The following is a 21,683-nucleotide window of genomic DNA, read 5'->3' on the forward strand; positions in this document are numbered from 1 at the left end:
TGTACACAGCGCATTGGGTTATGTATCGCCTTTTGAGTTTGAAGCAATGTACTATGATAAGATTAACCCGTTAGGTCACGTGGCCTAACTTAAATAAAAATGTCTCCGACAAACCCGGTACGGTTCATTTTCTGTATCTGCGGGTTGGATGCATGTGATGCCGCAAGGTAAGGCGAATCCTTTTAATATTCGTACTGCTGTATCTCCAGTGACTACAATTCCTGTTGGTACTATTTCTCTAGGTTCATTACTCGGATCAATAGATGGGGATGCACAAGTTCCAGGTTTACCAGAGGGTATGATAGGCAAAGACATATTATTTCCAGTATTTGAGGAAATGCTAGACCAGCCTGATGATTGGTATGCACTGGGTTTTTTGGATGAGGATGGTAATCTAGTTGCTACAGAATCAGGAGATGCTGAAATTAGAGGGCTTGATCAATGGACTAATCAGGGTACAGGCTTAGAAGCAGATGATGTAGATACTTTAGGTTTAACATTTAATTATTATATTAATGATAATGTTTCATTACAGATGATAGGCGGGATTCCACCTAAAGTCGATATTAAAGGTGTGGGTATTATTAATGCACCATTATCTGGAACTGCAATATTGCCACCAACTTCTATATTACAGATAGCGGGTATATCTGAGTTTGAATTAGCACAAGCTATTGAAATTACCAATCTTGGGGCACGTAAAAAAGCTTCTACAGCGCGTGCTTGGACACCGGCGCTTGAAGTTTAGTATCAATTCGGAAAATCAGGTGTGAATAAGTTCCGTCCATATGTAGGGGCGGGCATTATGTATGCTTACTTTAACGAAATTAAATTAGATAAAGGCATTGAGGCAGATCTACAAGTGGCGGGTCATATGATCCAAAATATGTTAGATGGAAAAGGTGGCGCAGCTCTAGATCGTAAAGTGAGTACTGATGCGAATGGTGATGCCTATCGCATGAAAGTTGATGTAGATACCGATACGGCTATCGCACCAATTGTAACCGCTGGTTTTACCTATGACATTACTCCTAGCTGGTATGGTGTTGCATCAGTGTCATATGCAAAACTTAATAATCAGGCAACGATTAAAGTTTTGAATGAAACGACTGGGCAACAGATGATTCATTCATCTACAAAAGTGGATATTGATCCATTAATTACTTATTTGGGTGTGGGTTACCGCTTCTAATGTATAGGTATAAAAAAACCGCCCATATGAGCGGTTTTTTTATAGTGCAGATTAATTATTTTTCAATAATTGCTGTTACGCCTTGACCACCCGCAGCACAGATCGATACAAGTACACGGCCTGAACCTTTTTGGTTCAATAGTTTTGCAGCAGTTGCGATAATACGACCGCCAGTTGCAGCAAATGGGTGACCTGCAGCAAGAGATGAACCTTTCACGTTCAATTTAGAACGATCAATTGAACCCAATGGGGCATCTAGACCTAAACGTTCTTTACAGAACTTCGGATCTTCCCATGCTTTCAGTGTAGACAATACTTGAGATGCAAACGCTTCATGAATTTCATAGTAATCGAAATTTTGTAGCGTAATACCTGCACGTTCAAGCATACGAGGCACTGCATACGCAGGCGCCATCAATAAGCCTTCTTTTTTCTCTACAAAGTCAACCGCCGCTGTTTCTTGGAAAGTTAAATAAGCAAGAACTTCGTGACCGTTTGCTTTCGCCCATTCTTCTGATGCAAGAAGGACACATGACGCACCATCAGTCAGTGGAGTCGAGTTACCCGCAGTCATGGTACGCGCATCGCCTTTACCAAACGCTGGTTTTAACTTCGCAAGTTTTTCTACTGATGAGTCTGCACGTAAGTTGTTGTCACGCTCTAAACCAAGGAATGGCGTAATAAGGTCATCAAAGAAACCTTCTTCGTAAGCAGCTGCCATTTTTTGATGTGAAGATGCAGCAAGTTCATCTTGCGCTTCACGTGAAATACCCCATTCAAGCGTAGTAATGGCTTGATGATCACCCATAGAAAGACCTGTACGTGGCTCACCGTTTTTCGGCGCATCCATCAAGTCTTTTACATTAATTTTAGTTAATGCTTTAAGGCGATCTTTACCTGTTTTTGCGATGTTCAGTTCAAGTAGTGCTTTACGTAAACCATCACCAAAAGCGATCGGTGCATCAGAGGTTGTGTCTACACCACCAGCAACACCCACTTCGATTTGACCCAATGCGATTTTATTAGCAACCAAGAAAGCTGCTTGTAAACCTGTACCACATGCTTGTTGAATATCGTAAGCAGGTGTTTCAGGAGCAAGTTCGGTATTGAGTACACACTCACGGGTCATGTTAAAGTCACGACTATGTTTTAACACGGCACCAGCAACAACTTCACCAAGGCGTTGACCTTGAAGGTTGAAACGTTCAACAAGACCATTTAATGCAGCGGTGAACATATCGCTGTTTGATGCAGTGAAGTAAGCGCCGTTAGAACGAGCGAAAGGAATACGATTACCACCGATAATAGCAACGCGGCGAACTGTGTTTTGACTCATGGTATTATCCTGTTGAACAGACGTTTGAGTTGTTGATTTTGAAGCTGTTTTAGGGTTTGAAGCGGGTGTCTTAGTACGCGTAGATGCACGACGAGGACGGCTCGTTTTAGCGGCATCACTTGTAGACTTGGTTGCTGTGCCCGTACTTTTAGCGGTACGTGGCGTACTCTTTGATGTATTTGACACAGTTTCCGTAGTCGGACTTTGGACTGCTGGATTTTCTTGAGTTGTTTTGCTCATAAGGCTTTTCCAAGCATGTTGATGATCTTCTTGACGGCTACATTAGCATATTCACCAAAGGGGTAAATTGACTAAAATGACATTCGCTAAAGCATTCAGGTCAAGCCATCTGCGGTTTAACTCAAGTATGATTCCATGGAAACTGATGGAACTATTGAAATATAAGTATCTGACATCATCTTGAAGTTAAAGGGATATCTTCAAATCCATCAAAAATTAATCTGTATGAGAGATAATAAACATGACTGATCAATACCAAACATTTGCAAAATCTCCTATTGGTAAATTTGTCATCAAAAATTTAGGTTTACCATCACCGACTTTTTTAGAGCGTTTTGAGTCTGCAACACCTGTCGTTAAAGGTGCGGTTTTATTCGGTGCAGCGCCTGCTTCAACATTATCTGGTGCTATTGCACAAGTCTTGGCAAATATTCATGCCAATAGCTATGCAGGCAATAATGCTGAATTACAACAAGCTGCGGCAAAATCAGGTCTAAACTTAAGCGCATTTAACGAAGGCGATAAAGAGTCTAAGTTTAAAGTTGTGGTATTTGATGCTTCAGGTATTCAAAACTCAGAACAATTGCATGCCTTATATGCATTTTTTAACCCAATCGCACGTCAAATTCAGGCGTCTGGTCGTGTTGTCGTTGTTGGTACAACACCAGAGACTGCGAAAACTGTGAAACAAGCCATTGCACAACGTGCATTAGAAGGTTTTGTAAAATCAGTGGGTAAAGAGTTTAAGAAAGGGATTGCTGCACAGTTAGTCTATGTAGACGAAGGTGCTGAAGCAAACTTAGAATCTGCATTACGTTTTGTAATTTCACCACGTTCAGCTTATGTATCGGGTCAGGTGATTCGTGTATCTAAAGCAGATGTTATGGATGTTGACTGGAATAAGCCGCTTGCAGGCAAAACAGCTGTTGTAACAGGTGCAAGCCGTGGTATTGGTGAAGCAATTGCGCATGTATTGTCACGAGATGGCGCGCATGTGATTTGTTTGGACGTTCCACAGCAGCAAGCGGACCTTGACCGTGTTGCAGGTGAAATTGGTGGTTCAACACTGGCAATTGATATTACCGCAACTGATGCAGGTGAAAAAATCAAAGCGGCGGCAGCTGCTCAAGGTGGTTTGGATATCATCGTGCACAACGCAGGGATTACCCGTGACAAAACTTTGGCCAATATGAAGCCTGAGCTTTGGGATTTGGTGATTAACATTAACTTGTCTGCGATTGAGCGTGTAAATGATTACCTTCTTGAAAATGATGGCTTCAATACAAATGGTCGTATTGTTTGCGTATCTTCTATTTCAGGTATTGCAGGTAACTTAGGTCAAACCAACTATGCTGCTTCTAAAGCAGGTGTAATTGGTGTGGTTAAATTTACTGCTCCATTATTGAAAAATGGCGTAACCATTAATGCTGTTGCTCCAGGCTTTATTGAAACGCAAATGACTGCTGCGATTCCATTTGCAATCCGTGAAGCAGGTCGTCGCATGAACTCGATGAGTCAAGGCGGTTTACCTGTAGATGTTGCAGAAACGATTGCGATGTTTGCTTCAACTGCGTCGACTGGCTTGAACGGTAACGTGGTACGTGTGTGTGGTCAAAGCTTGTTAGGGGCTTAATTAATCCCTCCCGACCTCCCTTTGAAAAAGAGAGGAGAAGTCCCCCTTTATCAAAGGGGGATGAGGGGGATTTAAAATATCCTTCTTTAAAAGGAAGGGAACTTTATAAAGATAAAACTTCCAAAGGTTTAGTATGAATACTCGCCATTTTAGTCAACTTCCAAAACCTTATTTAGCCTATCCAAAAGTGATTCAAGGCTTGATTTTTAAAAAGCCTAAAGCTGAAAAAGTGCTGCCGCAAGTTGAATATGTGGTGGATTCATTTAAGGTCGATCAAAAACATTTAAAAGCCTATAACGAAGTGTGTGGCTTTAAAAACAATGGTTATATCCCAGCGATTTATTTGGCTGTGCTTTCTCAAAGTTTGCAAATGCATATGATGACCACGGAAGCTTTTCCATTTGCGATCTTAGGTTTGGTACATATTCGTAACCAAGTGAAGCAATATCGCAAAGTTGGTGTAAATGAAACACTGTCATTGTCATGCAAATTTGGTGAATTACAGCCACATGATAAAGGCGTGCAATTTGACTTTATTACCACTGCAAAAGTGGGCGATGAAGTGGTTGTAGAATCATTAACCACATATTTAGCACGTCAAAAAACTGAGAACAAAGCTGCGGCAAAATCTACCGAAACAAAGCCAGCAGAGTTGCAAGTTCAAGCTGAATGGAATGTTTCTGAAAATACCGGTCGCCGTTATGCGTTGACTTCTGGTGACTTTAACTTGATTCATATTCATGCTGTAACCGCTAAAGCGTTTGGTTTTAAACAAGCCATTGCACATGGTATGTGGAGTAAAGCCAAAGCTTTGTCGAGCTTAACTTTGCCAGATGCGTATGAAGCAGATGTCTGGTTTAAACTGCCGATGTATCTCCCATCACAAGTTGAGTTTTTAACGGCTCAAACTGGACAAGATACCGAGTTTGCAATTCGAAATAGCAAAAACAAAAAACCGCATGTCGCGGGAAGTGTGAAAGCACTGTAAAACTTAAGCCTAAATCGATATCGGTTTAGGCTTTTTTGTTTTAATCTCAAGCGATTCATATTCAAAGGAATGATGATGCAGGCGCTCAAAGAATATCTATTTGCACAAAAGAATAATTATCAAGGTACAGTCGACGAGGCGTTTCAGGATTTGGCGGTGCAATTTAGCCGTATGCAGGATGCTCGAACCCACTTAGGCGGAGCCGCCTTAGTGGTGTATTTTAAAGGTCAAAAAGTCGTGGATATTTGGACCGGTAAAAAGTCAGCCGAAGAAGCTTGGCAGTCCAATACGCCCTCAGTCTGTTATTCCACGGGTAAAGGCGTACTTGCAACGCTTGCACATATCTTAGTGAGCAAAGGCTTTCTGGATTACGATACACCTGTTGCAGCATATTGGCCTGAGTTTGCTCAAAATGGCAAGTCGGATATCACATTAAGGCATATGCTGAGTCACCAAAGTGGTTTATACGATATCCGTAATATCATTGAAACGGCATCTGAAATGGCAGATTGGCCGCATATGCTCAACGTCATCGCACAAGCCAAACCTCGTTTTGAGCCGACAACTGATGCGGCATATCAACCGTTAACCTTCGGTTGGCAAGTCGGTGGTGTACTTGAAAAGGCCACAGGTCGACCGCTTGCTGAACTGATGCAACAGTATTTGGTTGAGCCTTTAGCATTGGATCATGCTTTTTTTGGCGTACCACAGCATCAACTTAGTGAGGTTGCTCGCTTGATTCCGAAAAAGAAACAAGTAGAACGTACTGTAGATACATCTGCACAAGAAAATACCCAAGCGCAGACAACGAAAAAAAAGACCGAGACACGAAAAGCGTCAATCTTTGATCAGCTTCTGCAACTTTCGGGACAAAATTTGCAAGACTTTCAAGATGGTATGATTCCAAAAGGAATGCGCAAGTTTTCATTTTTTAGTGATGAGGGTTTACAAGCCATCATTCCTGCAGCTACTGGCGTATTTAGTGCCAATAGTCTAGCTAAAATCTATGCCATGCTAGCCAACCAAGGCCAGTGGCAAGGACAGACCTTAATCACACCACAAGTTTTTGAATCTTTAAGTAAAATTCAATATAAAAAGCGTGATCGTATTATGCCTTTACCGATGAATTGGCGTTTGGGATATCATCGAATTTTAACTTTAGGCAAATCTAGTCAAGGTTTTGGACATATAGGTTTTAATGGTTCTGGGGCCTGGTGTGATCCGCAGCGTGATTTAAGTTTTGCATATACACATAACTTTGCGACGGGTTCAATCACTGGCGATTATCGCTTATGGGGCTTAACTCAAGAAACGCTACGCTGTGCAGATAAAGCACTTAAAGGACGTAAGGGCTGGCTTTAAGATACTTCGGGATAGAACAGGAATTGGGGAAATGTGAAAAATATGCTATTTTCCCACGCAGTTTTAGACTGCTGTGATATCCCTATGAAAAAAGTTGTTTTGATTCCCTTAGTCGCAACATCGGCAATGTTGGGTTGTCAGGATTCAACTCAAACGAAAGCAAAAGAGATAGAAGCGATTACTGCCGAAAAACAGCAAGCTGCATGGGTCGGTGATTTTAAAGGTACCACGCCGTGTATGGGCTGTCTTTCTCGTTGTGAAGATTGTCCTGGCATGGCTGTGGCTCTAGAGCTACATGAAGACCAAACCTATACACTCACTCGTGAAAGTCTAAGTGGTCATAACGAAGTAGAAGTGCTAAAAGGTGTAATTCGTTTTAAAGATGAATCAAAGCAGCAGCTAGAACTCATGAATGTGCAAACGCGCAATCTTTTGTATGTAGATTTGGATCAGCAATTGCTTGAAATTCGGGAAGACCAGACGGCGAAACGCTATCAAATGCAAAGTGACTTTGTTTTATTAGCTCAAAGTTGATTTGTTAAATTTTAATCGTTAGTTGTTAATTTATTGAAATATTAAGAATGCTTGGGTATGTTGAAAAATAACAAATAAGTTCTTAAGAATATGAAATTAAAGGAATCCAGTTTAACCGATATTATTGCAGCTATTTCAGCGGTAGCACTTGTTGTTACAATGGCTTCACAAACTTATTTTTATTATAGGTTAGATGCACTTTGGCTATTATCTATATTACCGCCATCAGTATTTTTTCTTGAAGTTTTGAGAGTTTTAGCACTTGCCATAGTTCTAATTATAGGGGCTTTGGGAGCAGAGGAAATTTATAAGTTTGTCATAAAGATTTGTATTAAAAAGAGAAAAATAATCTACAAAGATAATGAAAAAGAAGTAAAAGTTATACTAGGGAAAAAAAGAGAGTCTTTTATTCGTGGCTATACAATTTTTTCTATAGTTCTGCTTTATTTTATATTTATGGCTCTTCGAAAGTTTGAATTTCTAATTACATCAGAAGTAATGTTTTGGACAGCTTTTACTTGGGGGGCACTTTTGAAAACTGTTGCGAGTAAAGAATTAGATGGTCTAACGAGAAGAGTTAGTCTTATTTTTATTCTTATCTGTGCAACGGCTTTAAATGCAGAAATCAAAATTGCTTATATTGCTGATGCTCCTATTGTTTTTATTAAAGAGGAAAATGAAGTTAGAAGAGAACTAAAACTCCTAGATATGTATCAGGATAAAGTGATAGTTTTCTATAAAGGCAATTCTAAATATGAATTTAATGTTATACAAAGCGATCAAATTGAAAAGATTGTTGGATCTAGCTCTGTAAATTAGCCCTTTGCATTCACTCTTAGACAAAAAAACAGTATGCTTACACCTGTAAAAAGGAGCATACATGTATCAAGTACTTGCACGAAAATACCGTCCACGAAATTTCATTGAACTCGTGGGGCAAAACCATGTGTCACGCGCACTTACTAGTGCCTTAGAACGTGGTCGGTTACATCATGCGTATTTATTTACAGGTACTCGAGGGGTGGGTAAAACCACCATTGCCCGTATTTTGGCAAAATGTCTGAATTGTGAAACGGGTGTAACTTCAACGCCGTGTGAAGTCTGCCCAACGTGTAAAGCAGTAAATGAAGGTCGTTTTATTGATTTAATTGAAATCGATGCGGCATCACGGACCAAAGTTGAAGATACTCGAGAACTTCTCGACAACGTTCCTTATGCTCCAACCCAAGGTCGCTTCAAGGTTTATCTAATCGATGAAGTGCATATGCTCTCTACGCATTCATTTAATGCGTTATTAAAGACTCTAGAAGAACCGCCAGAGCATGTGAAGTTCTTATTTGCTACTACAGATCCTCAAAAATTACCGATTACTGTCATTTCACGTTGCTTGCAATTTACTTTGCGTCCTTTAGCCGTGGATGAAATCACCACACATCTGACTGATATTTTACAAAAAGAACAAATTCAAGCCGAGCAAGATGCGATTTGGCAAATTGCTGAATCGGCTCAAGGCTCTCTGCGTGATGCATTGTCACTGACTGACCAAGCCATTGCCTATGGTCAGGGTTCAATTCAGCACCAAGATGTTAAAGACATGTTGGGCCTAATTGACCGTACGATTATTTATGATTTGATTTTAGCCATTCATCAAAATCAGCGTGAACGCGTGAGTGCTTTACTCATGCAATTCCGTCAACAAGCACTGGATGTTTCACTGGTATTGGATCAGTTAATTTCGACTTTGCATGAACTGGCATTATTACAATACTTGCCAGACTTAGCGTTGAAATATAGCGCTGAGATCAATCAAAAAATTATGCAATTGTCGCAGTTGATTTCAGCTCAAGATTTGCAGTTGTATTATCAAGTCGCATGCAAAGGTCGGGCAGACTTGCAGTTGGCAGTCACGCAAGAGCAAGGTTTTGAGATGTGTGTGCTGCGTCTATTAGCATTCCGACCATTACAGCCAAACGAAATGTTGGTTTCTGCTGTACAGCAAGAATCAGCAGCACAGCCACAGCTTGCTCAAAATCAGGCTGATACAGTTCAGCCGCCTCAAATACAGTCCTTGCAGCAACCCAATACCGTTGTTGAGTCTGTTGCGCAGGCTAATGTCGCTGTTGAGCAGCCTGAAGTTGTACCTACAGTAGATACATCGCCAGCGTTCGATGATTTTGATGATTCACATTATGATGACGATGATGGCTATGCTTCTGCACCTGCAGCCGACGAACCTTCATCTGATGATTTTTTAGATGATCCTGAAGAGGATGTGATTAGCCAAACTTCTACAGCATCTACAGCAAATGGCACTCTAGATACGCAAGAGGTTGCACCGGTTGAGTCTGTATCGACACAGCAAAATGACACGCTTGTTATGGATGCCGTGGCAGAAGATACATTATTTGATTTAGATCCGACGCCGAGTACTGAAACTGAAGAAGTTGATGTGAGCGCTATAAATTTTGAAGATATTGCACCTTTAGAACCAACAGCTTTAGAGTCAAAAAGTGTAGAGCCTGAAACAGCTCAGCCACATTTGATAAATGCCATTGAACCACAACATGTGGTGAATGAATCAGTTTCGGGTGCTCAAGGCGACAATGGTTTTGATCTAGCATCACCACAAGTTACGCAAAGTTCCGTTTCTTCGGATGCTGTTCAAACGGGTTCATCCTCTACCTTGATGCCACAAGATATTTTGACTTTACAGCCTCAAAACCTAGAAGGTGAGTGGACGGTCGAAAAGTGGGAGTATTGGTTCCGTAATAGTCAACTTTCACCTGCGGTACAAGAGTTGGCGCAGCATGGCATTATGCGCGGTACGATTGACGGTGAATCGACTTTCCATATTCCAAAGCGGTACGAAGCTTTAGTGACTCAATTACAGCATGTATTGGAACAAGCGATTCATACGCAATGGTCAAAATGTCGTTTCCATATCAGCTTTGAAGATGTCGAAGAAACCACACCATATGCTTTACAACATGTCCGCAAGGAAAAGGCCTTTGCACGTGCAAATGAGTTATTACATGCAGAGCCTGTTGTGAAAGACTTACTCAAAAGCTTTGATGGTGAGTTGCAAAATATCCAGCTCAAATAAGTTTTAAGCTGGATATAAAAATTAAAGTAAAAACTGAGTTAAAGCATCTCGCATATCTTCGGGTATCGAGGTGCTTTTCGTGTTTGGCGGTCGACAAACACATGTACGAAATGTCCTTGGGCTGCAGCCTCATTTTGTCCTTGTTTAAAAATAGCCAAGTCATAGCGCAGTGAAGAATTACCAATTTTTTCAATCGCAACCCCAACTTCAATGATTTCTGGATAGGACAGTTCTTGTAAAAAACTGCAGGCTGAATCGACCACTAAACCGATGATCGGGGTATTTTGCAAATCAAAACCGGCATGTTGAATCAAGAGTGCATTTGCAGCGGTATCAAAATAGCTGTAATAGGTGACATTATTAACGTGGCCATACATATCGTTGTCTGCCCAACGCGTTTGGATTGGAAATAAAAATCGATAGTTTTGGCGGCGTTTAGTTTCAGGTTTCATCGTTGGTATTTTCTTTATTTCAAAAATGAGTGAACTTTAGGCATATATTGATTGGTAAATCTGGCGAGCATCTTCAAACTGCAGTTCTCGCGGATTATTTTGTAATAGTCGTGTTTGTAATAATGCGTCTTCTGCTAAACGATCGAGCATATTTTCAGGCACATTCAGTTGGCTGAGTTTTAGCACCAAACCGCTCTGATCTAAATGATTTTGCATATGATCAATAAATAAATCACATAAACCATCGGTACAGCCCGTACTGTATGGGTCTAGCCAACTCATAAGTTCTGCATAATGCTGCTTGGCCTGAGGTGCATTAAACTTTAACACTTCAGCGAGAACCAGTGCATTGGTATGACCATGCGAGAGATGAAAGTGTCCACCGAGTGGATAGGCGAGTGCATGCACCGCTGCAACTGGTGCATTAGCAAAGGCCTGACCTGCAAGCATTGAACCGACTAGCATGTGCTGACGCGCTTCGAGGTTATGTCCGTCGTGTAAAACCAGCGCTAAATTTTTATTTAATAAACGCAAAGCTTGTTTAGCAAGCATATCCGCATACGGATTTTTTTTAATTTTTGACGTATAGGCTTCAATGGCATGCACCATGGCATCGATACCTGTCGCTGCGGTAATATGTGCGGGAAGATTTAAAGTAAAGTTCGCATCGAGGATACAGACATCGGCATACAGTACAGGGGAGACGATACCAGTTTTGGTGGTTTCACCTGTAGTGACGATAGAGATTGGTGTGACTTCAGAGCCGGTCCCTGCCGTTGTCGGGATCAAAATGAGCGGTAAGCGTGGTCGTTTTGCATTACCAACACCATATAAATCACTGATCTGCTGTGTTTGCTTAGGATGAGCCAAGATCGCAATAATTTTAGCCACATCCATTGAACTGCCACCGCCAAAACCAATAATCAAATCTACTTTTTCATTTTTGGCAAATTGAACTGCATCCAAAACTATATGTTCTGCAGGGTCAGCTTGAATACTGGAATAAATCACATAATCTTGATGGATACTTTCTAAAATATCCAAAATGGGTAAATGTAATTGTTGTTGCAACATACCGGGGTCGGTCACAAGCATAACAAGCTTGGCTTGAAAGTCGCCTAGGACCTCTCTCAGTTGGGAAATAGAGCCTAAGCCTGAAATAATATTGCTGACGGTTTGAAACTGAAATTGACTCATTGGCTTATCCCTAATTTTTTATATCCAAATAAACATTATTCTTGAGTGTTGATATAGGATTCATCCTATAAATAACTTAACATAAGACGCTTGAAATAAAAGTAGTCTTGAGGTTGTTATGTCATCCAGCACGCCATATAAGGTGTTGTGTGTTTGTTTAGGAAATATTTGCCGTTCACCTACGGCTGAAGTGGTTCTCAGACATTTTTGTGATGAAGCGCAACTCAATATTCACGTCGACTCTGCGGGTACGAGCAATTATCATCCGGGCAAAGCGCCTGATCTTCGTAGCCAACAGCATGCAAAATTACGAGGCTATAACTTATCTGCATTACGCGCACGTCAGTTAACGGTTCATGATTTTATTGAATTTGATTTGATTTTGGCCATGGACTACGAAAATTTAGACAATATTCAAAACCTCATGCAAAAGGCGCAGCAACAATTCGGTCAACTACGTGCACAAGTGTCTTTGATGAGTCAACATGATCACCAATATCCACAACAAGAAGTACCAGATCCGTACTATGGTGGTGATGCAGGGTTTGAACATGTATTAGATCAATGCGAATCTAGCAGTCAGGCTTGGGTCAATTATTTAAAAACTCAGTTACAAGCACAGCAAAAAAATTAAGGTTTAAGAATGCAAATTCAAACACAGGTTCAGCTTAAGCCATTTAATACATTAAGCCTCGATGCTGTTGCATCGCATTATGTACGCGTTCAATCGGTAGAAGATATTCAAGCAGCGCTCGACTTTGCCAAAGCTGAGCAATTAAATGTATTGGTACTTTCAGGAGGCAGTAATATGCTGTTGCCTGAGCAAATACATGCTTTAGTGATGCATATGGATATTCAAGGTATTGAATATGTACAAGACGATGCCGCAACCCAAACTTTAAAAGTGGGCGCAGGGCAAGTGTGGCATGACTTTGTGCTTTGGACGACGGCACACCAGTTTTATGGCTTACAAAATTTGGCACTGATACCTGGTTTAGTCGGTGCTTCACCTGTGCAAAATATTGGAGCTTATGGTGTTGAGGCGGGTGAATTTATTGAATCTGTGCAGGTCTATGACCGAGTAACAGAACAGCAAAGTAGTATTAGCGCTGCCGATTGCCATTTTTCATATCGTCATAGTATTTTTAAAGATGAGCCAGAGCGTTTTATTATTACGCATGTCACGTTTAAACTTTTAAAACATGCCGATTTAAAATTAAATTATGGTGATTTAAAGCAGGCAGTAGGTGAAGACTTAAGTGCAGAAAACCTACAACAACAAGTCATTCATATCCGTCAAACCAAACTTCCAGATCCAAAAGAATTTCCAAATGTCGGAAGTTTCTTTAAAAATCCTGTGATTAGCCAGCAAGCCTTTGACCAAATTGCGCTGCAATTTCCAAATTTACCCCATTACCCACAACCAAATAATGCGGTAAAACTGGCAGCGGGCTGGTTGATTGACCAAGCAGGTTGGAAAGGGAAATCTGTGGGTTCAGTGGGTATGTTCCATAAGCAAGCTTTGGTTTTGGTCAATTACCAGGACGCCACGCTGCAAGATGTGCGTACAACTTACAAAGCTGTACAACATGATGTTTTTGAAAAATTTAATATTGAACTACATCCTGAGCCTGTATTATTTGATACAAATGGCTTGATTCGATCTCACGCAGATCAATAAAAACACATAGGTTTTAGATTTATGCATAAAACACATTGGATGGTTCGCTTAGTACAAATTGCCGCAGTGCTATTTGTACTTTTGGGCTGTCTAATGATTTTTATCTATACGCCGTTTTATTCTAAATTGATCGTTAAAAGTTTAAATTATTTCGTTCCTGTAGAAGTCAATCAGCTCGCAGCGCAAAGTCAAAAACTCGGCGCCTTGAGTGATGATGATAACTATGAGCCGGGTTCTGACTTATGGATAGCGCGCCAAGCGTATTTAAAACTCATGGAGCAAGCCATACAGTCTGATGAGCCTCAAGATTTAACCCTTATACAAGCACGTTATAAGGCGTTACAGCAGCTCATTGAAGAAGAACATGAAAAAGAAAAGAATGATAGTCAAAAGGACATACCGAAAGTACCTCTGCTGAATCCTTCTGCGTCCGAGGCGGCTTCTTCTGAAGCATTGGCGGAAAATCCTGCTCAAAAAATGAAAGAGCTGCTTGAGCTCAATAGTGCGGAAAATAAAGGACTAATGACTCAATATACCGAGTTCTTAAAAACCCATGAAATTGAGCAAGCGGCTTCAGAAGCGGAACCGATCGATGATGAAACATATCTTGATCTTGCCAAAATGAAAGATAAAACCCTGAAGCAGCCAACCGCAGAGCCGTATGCGATCGTGGTGTTAGGTGGTGGTTTAACCTTAGATAAAAATGATAAAGATATCGTAGTGAATGACTACACACGACTTCGACTGGAAAAAACACTCGATGTTGAACGAGCCAATAAGTTACCGATTGTACTGAGTGGTGTTGAAGCACCGTATATGCAAGCATGGTTGAAGCAATATGATGTTGATGCGAAATTGCTTGAAGACCGCAGTATGAATACTTGCGAAAATTCGCGTTTTAGTTCGTTGCTTTTACAGAAAAAAGGTGGGGCACCGACGGTTATTTTAATCACTGACCAATATCATATGCCTCGAACACGTCGTTTATTTGCATTAAATGGTATCGAAACCATTCCTGTTGTTGCACCTATGCCAACGACATTAACCACATGGCGACCAAGTGAAAAAAATTATGACCATAGTCGTCGTGCCAATTATGAATTATTAGCTACCTTACGTGACGTTTGGTTTGGCTCAAGTGACTGTCGGGAGGTCCCATAATGTCAGATATCCCATTTCTTAATCCTTCGATCCTTAAACAATTAGATCTTCCTGTTCCAAGTCGAGAATTAACCCCACAATTATTAGAACCGCTAAATTTAAATCGGCCGTTTGAGCCTAGTGTCGAAATACAATCTTATCGACGACTCTACGGCTTAGATGCCTTGAACTGCGAACATTGGCAAGGCTATGTGGAAATGCCTTTGTTCAAACTACATGTACAAGTGTTTCAACCGAAACTAAAGGCTGAAACAGATGTCATTAAAGGCACTGTATTTTTATTACATGGTTATTTAGAGCATAGTGGAATATATCAGCCGATTATTCGTGAGCTCTTAGATCAAGGTTTTAGTGTTTTGACCTATGATTTACCGGGGCATGGTCTAAGCAATGGCTCGCCAGCCAGTATTCAAAACTTTGACCATTACCAACAAGTTTTGGAAGCGGTATATCGTTATGTGAAACATGCAGCTCAATTACCGACACCGTGGTTAGGGATTGGGCAGAGTACGGGTGGTGCGATTTGGCTGCATCATCTGTTAGATTTTGCTGAACATCGCAAAAACCCTTATGTCGAACGGGTTTTATTATTATCTCCGCTGATTCGTCCTGCAAAAACGGCATGGTGGCATAACTCGGTTGGATTAGGCATTATTCGTCGTATTAAACGTGAAGTGCCACGTCATTTTAGACGGAATAATCACAACCCTGAGTTTTTACGTTTTGTACGTTTAAAGGATCCTCTACAACCTCGAATGATGGGGATGGATTGGATTTTGGCCATGTCAAAATGGATGCAGGAAATGGAAGAACGACCTGCGTGTCGTATTCCAGTGTGGTTAGCTCAAGGCGCACAGGATCAAACGGTGGATTGGCGTTATAACATTGAGTTTATACGTCGTAAATTCCGTTTACAGACGCTTCTCATGCTTGAAGAAGGTTCACATCAGCTGATTAATGAACGTGCCGATATTCGTGCTGCATTAACAGGTTTGATCCCGGCATTCTTGCATGCTCAATCCAACAGTAAGTCTTATTACTAACTGATGTTACGCACGTAAAAGTAATTACGCATTTTTAAAATGATTTTTAATTTTATTCGACGGAGTCTTACATCTAGAGATTAAATAAAAGGATTAGCCTTCGGCTGGAGGTACTCTTACGAAACATTGTTTCTCATTAGGCAAAATGAGAAGCAAAGCTTCGCAAGGAAACCATCTTGCGGTGCAATGCACCTCACTGACAAAACTCGTTCACTAGCATCTACTTATTCAAACTATCGCAAAAACTTTTTTGATTAGATGTCGTCCTGTCTCAAACACTTGCGGATGACGTTGCCGCGTATCGTTCTTTTATTTGAATCAAATTGCGCTTCTGGTGTTACTGCGTAACATTAGTTACTAATCAGGACGTTTATAAATGAATCAGTGTTATTGATCTAGACGAAAAAAAAGAGGCGTAGTCGCCTCTTTTTTATGCGGTAAGGATTAGAACTTTTCTAGATGGGCCATATTCCACATACGGAAATAGAAGTTTTCCTCATCTTTATTTTCACAGCTGAGTAGCTCCCCATCTTTTAACCAAAAATGTAGCTGTGCATAGTTTTTAATTTCACGGTTATTAATCCGCTGCGCTAGATGGTGCGCACGGATATCGGATGGATGTTGTAAACCTGCTGAGGCAATAAGTTCAGATAAGCCATGCAAGGTATTTTTGTGGAAATTAAAAACACGTTCTGCTTTGGTCGGAACATGGATGGCTTTTTGACGGTCTTTGTCTTGTGTCGCAACGCCAACTGGACATTGGTTGGTATGACAGCTTTGAGCTTGAATACACCCAACTGCAAACATAAAGCCACGAGCTGAGTTGACCCAATCTGCGCCAATTGCCATGGTACTGGCAATATCAAAAGCACTAATAATTTTACCACTGGCACCGACTTTAATTTTTGAACGTAAGCCTGCACCAATCAGGGTGTTATTAACAAAGAGTAGGCCTTCACGCAGTGGCGTACCCATATTATCGATCAATTCAATTGGCGCTGCGCCAGTCCCACCTTCAGAACCATCCACTACGATAAAATCAGGTGTAATCCCTGTATGTAACATGGCTTTTACGATACTCATAAATTGCCATGGTTGCCCGATACACAGTTTAAAACCCACAGGTTTGCCTTCTGACAGTTCGCGCAATTGCTGAATAAATTGCATCATTTCAATAGGGGTGCTAAAGGCAGGATGGCTAGATGGAGAGATACAGTCATGTTCACGGCTGACACCACGGATTTGAGCAATCTCTTCGGAAATTTTGTCTTTAGGTAAAATGCCACCATGGCCTGGTTTTGCACCTTGAGATAATTTGATCTCAATCATTTTGACTTGAGGGTGCTTGGCTTGTTCAGCAAAACGTACAGGGTCGAATTGACCATCAATCGTACGACAACCGAAATAACCACTACCGAGTTCCCAAACAATATCGCCACCATTTTCCAAATGATACGGACTAATACTGCCTTCACCGGTGTCATGGTAGAACTTGCCCATTTTTGCGCCTAAGTTTAAGGCACGAATGGCATTGGCACTTAAGCTACCAAAGCTCATCGCAGAGATGTTTAATATCGATGCGCTATACGGTTGCTTACATTGCTCATTGCCGATGTTAATACGGAATGTTTCAGGAATGGCAGGAATGCAAGGTGACAAGGAGTGATTGATAAAGCGGTAATCATTTTGGTAAACATCAACAATTGAACCAAATGGTTTATCTGCATTTTGGTTTTTTGCACGTTGATAGACCAAGCTACGTTGCATACGAGAAAAGGGCAGTGCATCTTGATCAGATTCAATAAAATATTGGCGAATTTCAGGTCGAAATTCTTCAAATAGAAAACGAAAGTGCCCCATGATGGGGTAATTTTTTAAGATCGAATGTTTGTTTTGTATGACGTCATACAAACCCAATAAGCTTAAAAGCCCAGTAATGACCCAGATACTATTCAATAAGGTTTGTGGAATAAAATATTGAATATAACGAGGGGAATAACCTAAATGAAAACTCGAAATGAGTAGGAAGATAAAAATACAAGCAAACCAAATGGAATGTCGAGAGAAAAAAGTATTTAAAAGTTTATGTCTGATAGTTTGTGCTGGACTTGGCATGTTTTAAAAAATCTTATGAGCTCAGTTTCTATTAATTTGCCGAGTTTATGTACAATGCTCAAGCGTTAATTTGTTGATTCAGTGTAGCATTTATAAAAAGCAGCACTGAAGTTGGATGAATTTTTCATTTAAATCCAAATCAGATAAGAAAAGCAGAAATGTTCTTTAAGAAAATTTATGAAAAGTAGCGCGGTTCTTGTTATTTCACAGTGAACAAAATGGAGGTTATAGTGATTTTACTTTCTAAACACGAGGTGCTGAATATGACTATGAAATCTATTCGTTATAATAATGCCGACCTAGCCTGCCTATGTCAGTAATTGATTATAGCCATGAGAAATTAGCGCTACGGCATAAGGTATTCAGCAGGTACTTATGCTGTAGTTCCTTTGACCTAAACGACTAAAATTACAAAAATATTCTAAGAAATTATCCAGTCCCAGCGTTGGGACTTTTTTATGTGTTGATATTTTAAGGGAAAATCTAAGCATAAATAATGTACTAGATATTCATTATGCGTTAGAAGTTGTCACCTCAAATAAAAGAATGATACGCGGTAAGGTCATCCGCAAGTGTTTGAGACAGGACTACATTTATTTAAAAATGTTTTTGCGATACTTTGAATAAGTAGACGTTAGTGAACGAGTTTTGCGGATGACAATGGTTTTGGGTACTTTTGCCGAAACAAAAGTACCTCCAGCCGAAGGCTAATTCCTTTATTTAAACCCTAGATGTAAGACTCCGTCGAATAGACTTAAAAATCATTTTTAAAATGCGAAATTACTTTTATGTGCGTAACATTAGTTAGTATTTAAGGTAGCAGAAAACCTTAGATCGGTTTAATCATTGCGTTGTTGTACAACTATAGCGACTTCTTCAGGTTCAATTTTCTGAATCTTTTTCCCAAAACTACGCAGCCACCATGTTAACTGAGAGGTAAATGGTACTGTTGCACTAACTTCAACCCAGCCATCTTCGGTTTTTTGAATCACTTGATCTTTACTTAGCTGACTTTCTTCAAAATAAACTGCTTCTGATTCCGACATGGTTAATTTGAGCTGAATCATTTCAGTCGGCTTATTGAAGTCCACACGGAAGCCAAGCGCTCCAGAGTCAATATAGGCATCAATATCAAAATCGACAGGGTGTAATGCACGTGAATTTAAGACTGTAGCTGATTTAAAACGATGTAAAGCAAAGGTTTGGATGTCTGTTTTGTCATGACGTGTGCACACCAAATAAATAATTGCACCTTTTTGGACCAACGCCAGTGGATTTAAAATATAGGTCTTTTCTTCGCTTTGTTGTCCACGACCTTGATATAGACATTCCAGTTGTTTGTCTTGTAGTAAGCCTTCATAAATCGATTGCTGTGCGACTTTTTCAACCACAGGAGGAATCAATGGCTGAGTAGCTGGCACGATCCGCACGCGGTTAATCCACTGACGGACATTATTTTGCGACGACAGACTTCGACGTGCGAGGTCAAACCAAGGATTCATTTCTTCAATTAAGCTTGGCGGAAGCAAATGCTTTAGATGCTCCTCAACCATCATAAAGGTGACCGCTTGTGAGCTGGTCATATGAGGCAGGCTTTGAATCGGTGCATCAGAACGCCAACGCCAGCCTTGCGGCGTTGTTTTACTGCTCTCAATTGGGAAACGTAGAGAAATTTGATTTAAGTCACGCTGAATGGTGCGTAGGCTGATATCAATGCCTTCACGGTTCAGTATTTCTTGTAATTCACGGGTACCCATCCACTTACCTGTGGACAGTCGTGAAAGAATTTGCCACTGACGATAGAGGCTGTTCGACGTTTCTTTTTCTTGTGAAGACATAATCTAGTGCTTGAACTTGGACTTAAATGAATAAAATGATGCTGTGGGACACAATAAGAAATCTTCCTGCGTTAAGCAAGTCTTCATCTAAAAAAACTAAGATGATTTTAATAACGCAATTTGACACAACTTGAGCAGTTACATGCTGTTCCACTTTGCAAAAATGATGCATAAATAATCAAAGAGAAGCAGCATATGTATTGATGGCATATATATTGCTTTATCTGATTTACAAAACATGACAAAAACATGGAGTTGCTATGCTGAAAGAAAATCGTAATACAACTTCAAATGGAATTGAGGGTTATGAGGCAAAGTTGGTTAATACTTCTGTCTCTACATTAAAAACTTTACCACTTGCTCGAGGATATGCGCTGTTTAATCAATTCAATTCGGATTTTTTTAATGAAATGCGCGACAGCAAAACGGTAGCTAAAGAATCATGCCAACGGATAGAGCAGTGGTTATCACAGCATACGCTTGATGAATTGAAGCAACTAAATCAGGTTGCAAAACAACATTTTCTCTATGAAGGCATTACTTTTACAGTGTATGGCGAAGATGAGGGCATTGAACGCACCATACCTTATGATCTTATTCCGCGTGTGATTGCACGAAAGGAATGGAATAATTTATCTCTAGGCTGCGCACAGCGCGTGAAAGCACTCAATCTGTTTTTACATGATGTCTATCATCAACAAGATATTTTAAAAGCAGGAATTATTCCTGAACTGCAAGTCTTAACCCATGAAGCCTATTTGCCACAAATGTATATGCATGGGCTAAAAGGTAAAATTTATAGCCAAATCAGTGGCATTGATATCATCCGAGATCAATCAGGCGAATTTTACGTCCTTGAGGATAATCTTAGAACACCGTCTGGTGTGTCGTATATGCTAGAAAGCCGTAAGATCAGTCAAAAACTGATGCCTGAACTTTGCCAGCAAAGCAACATCATGGGGATTGAGCAGTATCCGCAGCTTTTACGTGAAATTCTTGCAGAAAATGCCTACGTCGATAACCCGTTTATCGTGGTTTTAACCCCAGGGCGTTTTAACAGTGCTTATTATGAACATGCTTTTTTGGCAAGGGAGATGGATGTACCCTTAGTGACATCGCGTGACCTTTATGTAGAAAACGATAAGGTTTATGTGAAAACCATTAAAGGCCGACAACAGGTTGATGTAATTTATCGTCGTGTGGATGATGCTTTTCTCGATCCATTATGTTTCAAACCTGACAGTACTTTGGGCGTAGCAGGGCTCATGTCAGCGTATATGCAACATAATGTGGTCATTGCAAATGCACCGGGAACAGGCGTAGCAGATGATAAATCGATTTATCCATATGTGGATAAAATGATTCATTTCTATTTAGGCGAACAAGCGATCCTGAAAAATGTGCCGACCTATCAATGTCGTGAGCAGAACGAATTGGATTATGTGCTCTCGAATATCGAAAAATTGGTGGTCAAAGAAGCGCAGGGTTCAGGTGGTTACGGCATGCTGATCGGTCCACAAGCTTCTTTACAAGAATTAAATAGCTTTAAAGATAAAGTGGCCGCAGCACCACATTTATATATTGCACAGCCGACTTTAAATTTATCTGTCAGCCCAACCCTAAGTGAGGCGGGTGTTTCGGAACGCCATATCGATTTACGCCCATTTGTACTGAGTTCACCATATCGAACTGAAATTGTACCGGGTGGCTTAACTCGTGTCGCGATGCAAGCAGGTTCATTGGTGGTGAATTCTTCGCAAGGCGGCGGGATTAAAGATACATGGGTAGTAGACGATTTACGCTCATAG

The 21,683-nt window shown here is 40.6% G+C and carries 15 protein-coding genes and 2 pseudogenes; 12 read left to right on the top strand and 5 right to left on the bottom strand.

Going from position 1 to position 21,683, the window contains the following annotated elements; translation table 11 throughout:
• Window positions 1-127: 127 nt before the first annotated feature.
• Window positions 128-1,192 (top strand): annotated as a pseudogene (locus FTT72_RS08080) (OmpW family protein); the annotation flags it as partial.
• 55 nt (window positions 1,193-1,247) lie between these two features.
• Here FTT72_RS08080 and FTT72_RS08085 read toward each other — a convergent pair.
• Window positions 1,248-2,768 (bottom strand): acetyl-CoA C-acetyltransferase, encoded by a 1,521-nt coding sequence (locus tag FTT72_RS08085; RefSeq protein WP_180178186.1) that lies wholly within the window; start codon window positions 2,766-2,768, stop codon window positions 1,248-1,250.
• A 241-nt stretch (window positions 2,769-3,009) separates the two neighbouring features.
• Between FTT72_RS08085 and FTT72_RS08090 the strand changes: the two genes are divergently transcribed.
• The 6 genes from FTT72_RS08090 to dnaX all read left to right on the top strand — a co-directional run bounded on the left by FTT72_RS08090 (window position 3,010) and on the right by dnaX (window position 10,388).
• Window positions 3,010-4,401, top strand: a complete 1,392-nt coding sequence (locus FTT72_RS08090) for a 3-oxoacyl-ACP reductase (RefSeq protein ID WP_180178187.1) — start codon at window positions 3,010-3,012, stop codon at window positions 4,399-4,401.
• A 133-nt stretch (window positions 4,402-4,534) separates the two neighbouring features.
• Complete coding sequence (locus FTT72_RS08095) at window positions 4,535-5,389, top strand: MaoC/PaaZ C-terminal domain-containing protein (protein ID WP_180093552.1); 855 nt, start codon at window positions 4,535-4,537, stop codon at window positions 5,387-5,389.
• 75 nt (window positions 5,390-5,464) lie between these two features.
• A complete protein-coding gene (locus FTT72_RS08100; protein ID WP_180178188.1) occupies window positions 5,465-6,751 on the top strand; it encodes a serine hydrolase in 1,287 nt (428 codons plus the stop codon).
• An 84-nt stretch (window positions 6,752-6,835) separates the two neighbouring features.
• Window positions 6,836-7,285 (top strand): copper resistance protein NlpE N-terminal domain-containing protein, encoded by a 450-nt coding sequence (locus tag FTT72_RS08105; RefSeq protein ID WP_180162607.1) that lies wholly within the window; start codon window positions 6,836-6,838, stop codon window positions 7,283-7,285.
• A 90-nt stretch (window positions 7,286-7,375) separates the two neighbouring features.
• Window positions 7,376-8,104 carry a hypothetical protein gene (locus FTT72_RS08110; protein WP_180162608.1) on the top strand — a complete coding sequence of 243 codons (729 nt, stop codon included), beginning with the start codon at window positions 7,376-7,378 and terminating at the stop codon, window positions 8,102-8,104.
• Between the two features lie 61 nt (window positions 8,105-8,165).
• On the top strand, window positions 8,166-10,388 hold the full coding sequence (dnaX, locus tag FTT72_RS08115) for a DNA polymerase III subunit gamma/tau (protein WP_180178189.1): 2,223 nt from the start codon (window positions 8,166-8,168) through the stop codon (window positions 10,386-10,388).
• A 21-nt stretch (window positions 10,389-10,409) separates the two neighbouring features.
• Here dnaX and FTT72_RS08120 read toward each other — a convergent pair.
• Both FTT72_RS08120 and FTT72_RS08125 read right to left on the bottom strand, forming a co-directional pair.
• A pseudogene (locus tag FTT72_RS08120) lies at window positions 10,410-10,840 on the bottom strand (acyl-CoA thioesterase).
• Between the two features lie 36 nt (window positions 10,841-10,876).
• Entirely contained in the window at window positions 10,877-12,037 is a 1,161-nt protein-coding gene (locus FTT72_RS08125; protein WP_180178191.1) for an iron-containing alcohol dehydrogenase, read from the bottom strand.
• A 118-nt stretch (window positions 12,038-12,155) separates the two neighbouring features.
• Here FTT72_RS08125 and FTT72_RS08130 point away from each other — a divergent pair, with 118 nt between their 5' ends.
• From FTT72_RS08130 to FTT72_RS08145, 4 genes are read left to right on the top strand one after another with little or no spacing between them, the layout of a single operon-like run.
• Window positions 12,156-12,671 carry a low molecular weight protein-tyrosine-phosphatase gene (locus tag FTT72_RS08130; protein ID WP_111884272.1) on the top strand — a complete coding sequence of 172 codons (516 nt, stop codon included), beginning with the start codon at window positions 12,156-12,158 and terminating at the stop codon, window positions 12,669-12,671.
• Window positions 12,672-12,680: 9 nt separating this feature from the next.
• Window positions 12,681-13,718 carry a UDP-N-acetylmuramate dehydrogenase gene (gene murB, locus FTT72_RS08135; protein ID WP_180088148.1) on the top strand — a complete coding sequence of 346 codons (1,038 nt, stop codon included), beginning with the start codon at window positions 12,681-12,683 and terminating at the stop codon, window positions 13,716-13,718.
• 21 nt (window positions 13,719-13,739) lie between these two features.
• The gene (locus FTT72_RS08140; protein WP_078188595.1) at window positions 13,740-14,879 is read left to right on the top strand and encodes a YdcF family protein; all 1,140 of its coding nucleotides are present in this window, start codon (window positions 13,740-13,742) and stop codon (window positions 14,877-14,879) included.
• Window positions 14,879-15,922 (top strand): alpha/beta hydrolase, encoded by a 1,044-nt coding sequence (locus FTT72_RS08145; RefSeq protein WP_168377747.1) that lies wholly within the window; start codon window positions 14,879-14,881, stop codon window positions 15,920-15,922. Before FTT72_RS08140 ends, FTT72_RS08145 begins: the two co-directional genes overlap by 1 nt.
• Window positions 15,923-16,366: 444 nt before the next feature.
• Here the strand turns inward: FTT72_RS08145 and FTT72_RS08150 are convergent, their stop codons facing one another.
• Window positions 16,367-18,037 (bottom strand): FMN-binding glutamate synthase family protein, encoded by a 1,671-nt coding sequence (locus tag FTT72_RS08150; RefSeq protein WP_180178192.1) that lies wholly within the window; start codon window positions 18,035-18,037, stop codon window positions 16,367-16,369.
• Between the two features lie 839 nt (window positions 18,038-18,876).
• On the bottom strand, window positions 18,877-19,875 hold the full coding sequence (locus FTT72_RS08155) for a YafY family protein (RefSeq protein ID WP_168377745.1): 999 nt from the start codon (window positions 19,873-19,875) through the stop codon (window positions 18,877-18,879).
• 260 nt (window positions 19,876-20,135) lie between these two features.
• On the opposite strand from FTT72_RS08155, the gene FTT72_RS08160 reads away from it, so the two are divergent.
• A complete protein-coding gene (locus FTT72_RS08160; protein ID WP_168377744.1) occupies window positions 20,136-21,683 on the top strand; it encodes a circularly permuted type 2 ATP-grasp protein in 1,548 nt (515 codons plus the stop codon).

Source organism: Acinetobacter sp. YH01005 (assembly GCF_013420465.1).
Taxonomy (GTDB): Bacteria; Pseudomonadota; Gammaproteobacteria; order Pseudomonadales; family Moraxellaceae; genus Acinetobacter; species Acinetobacter amyesii.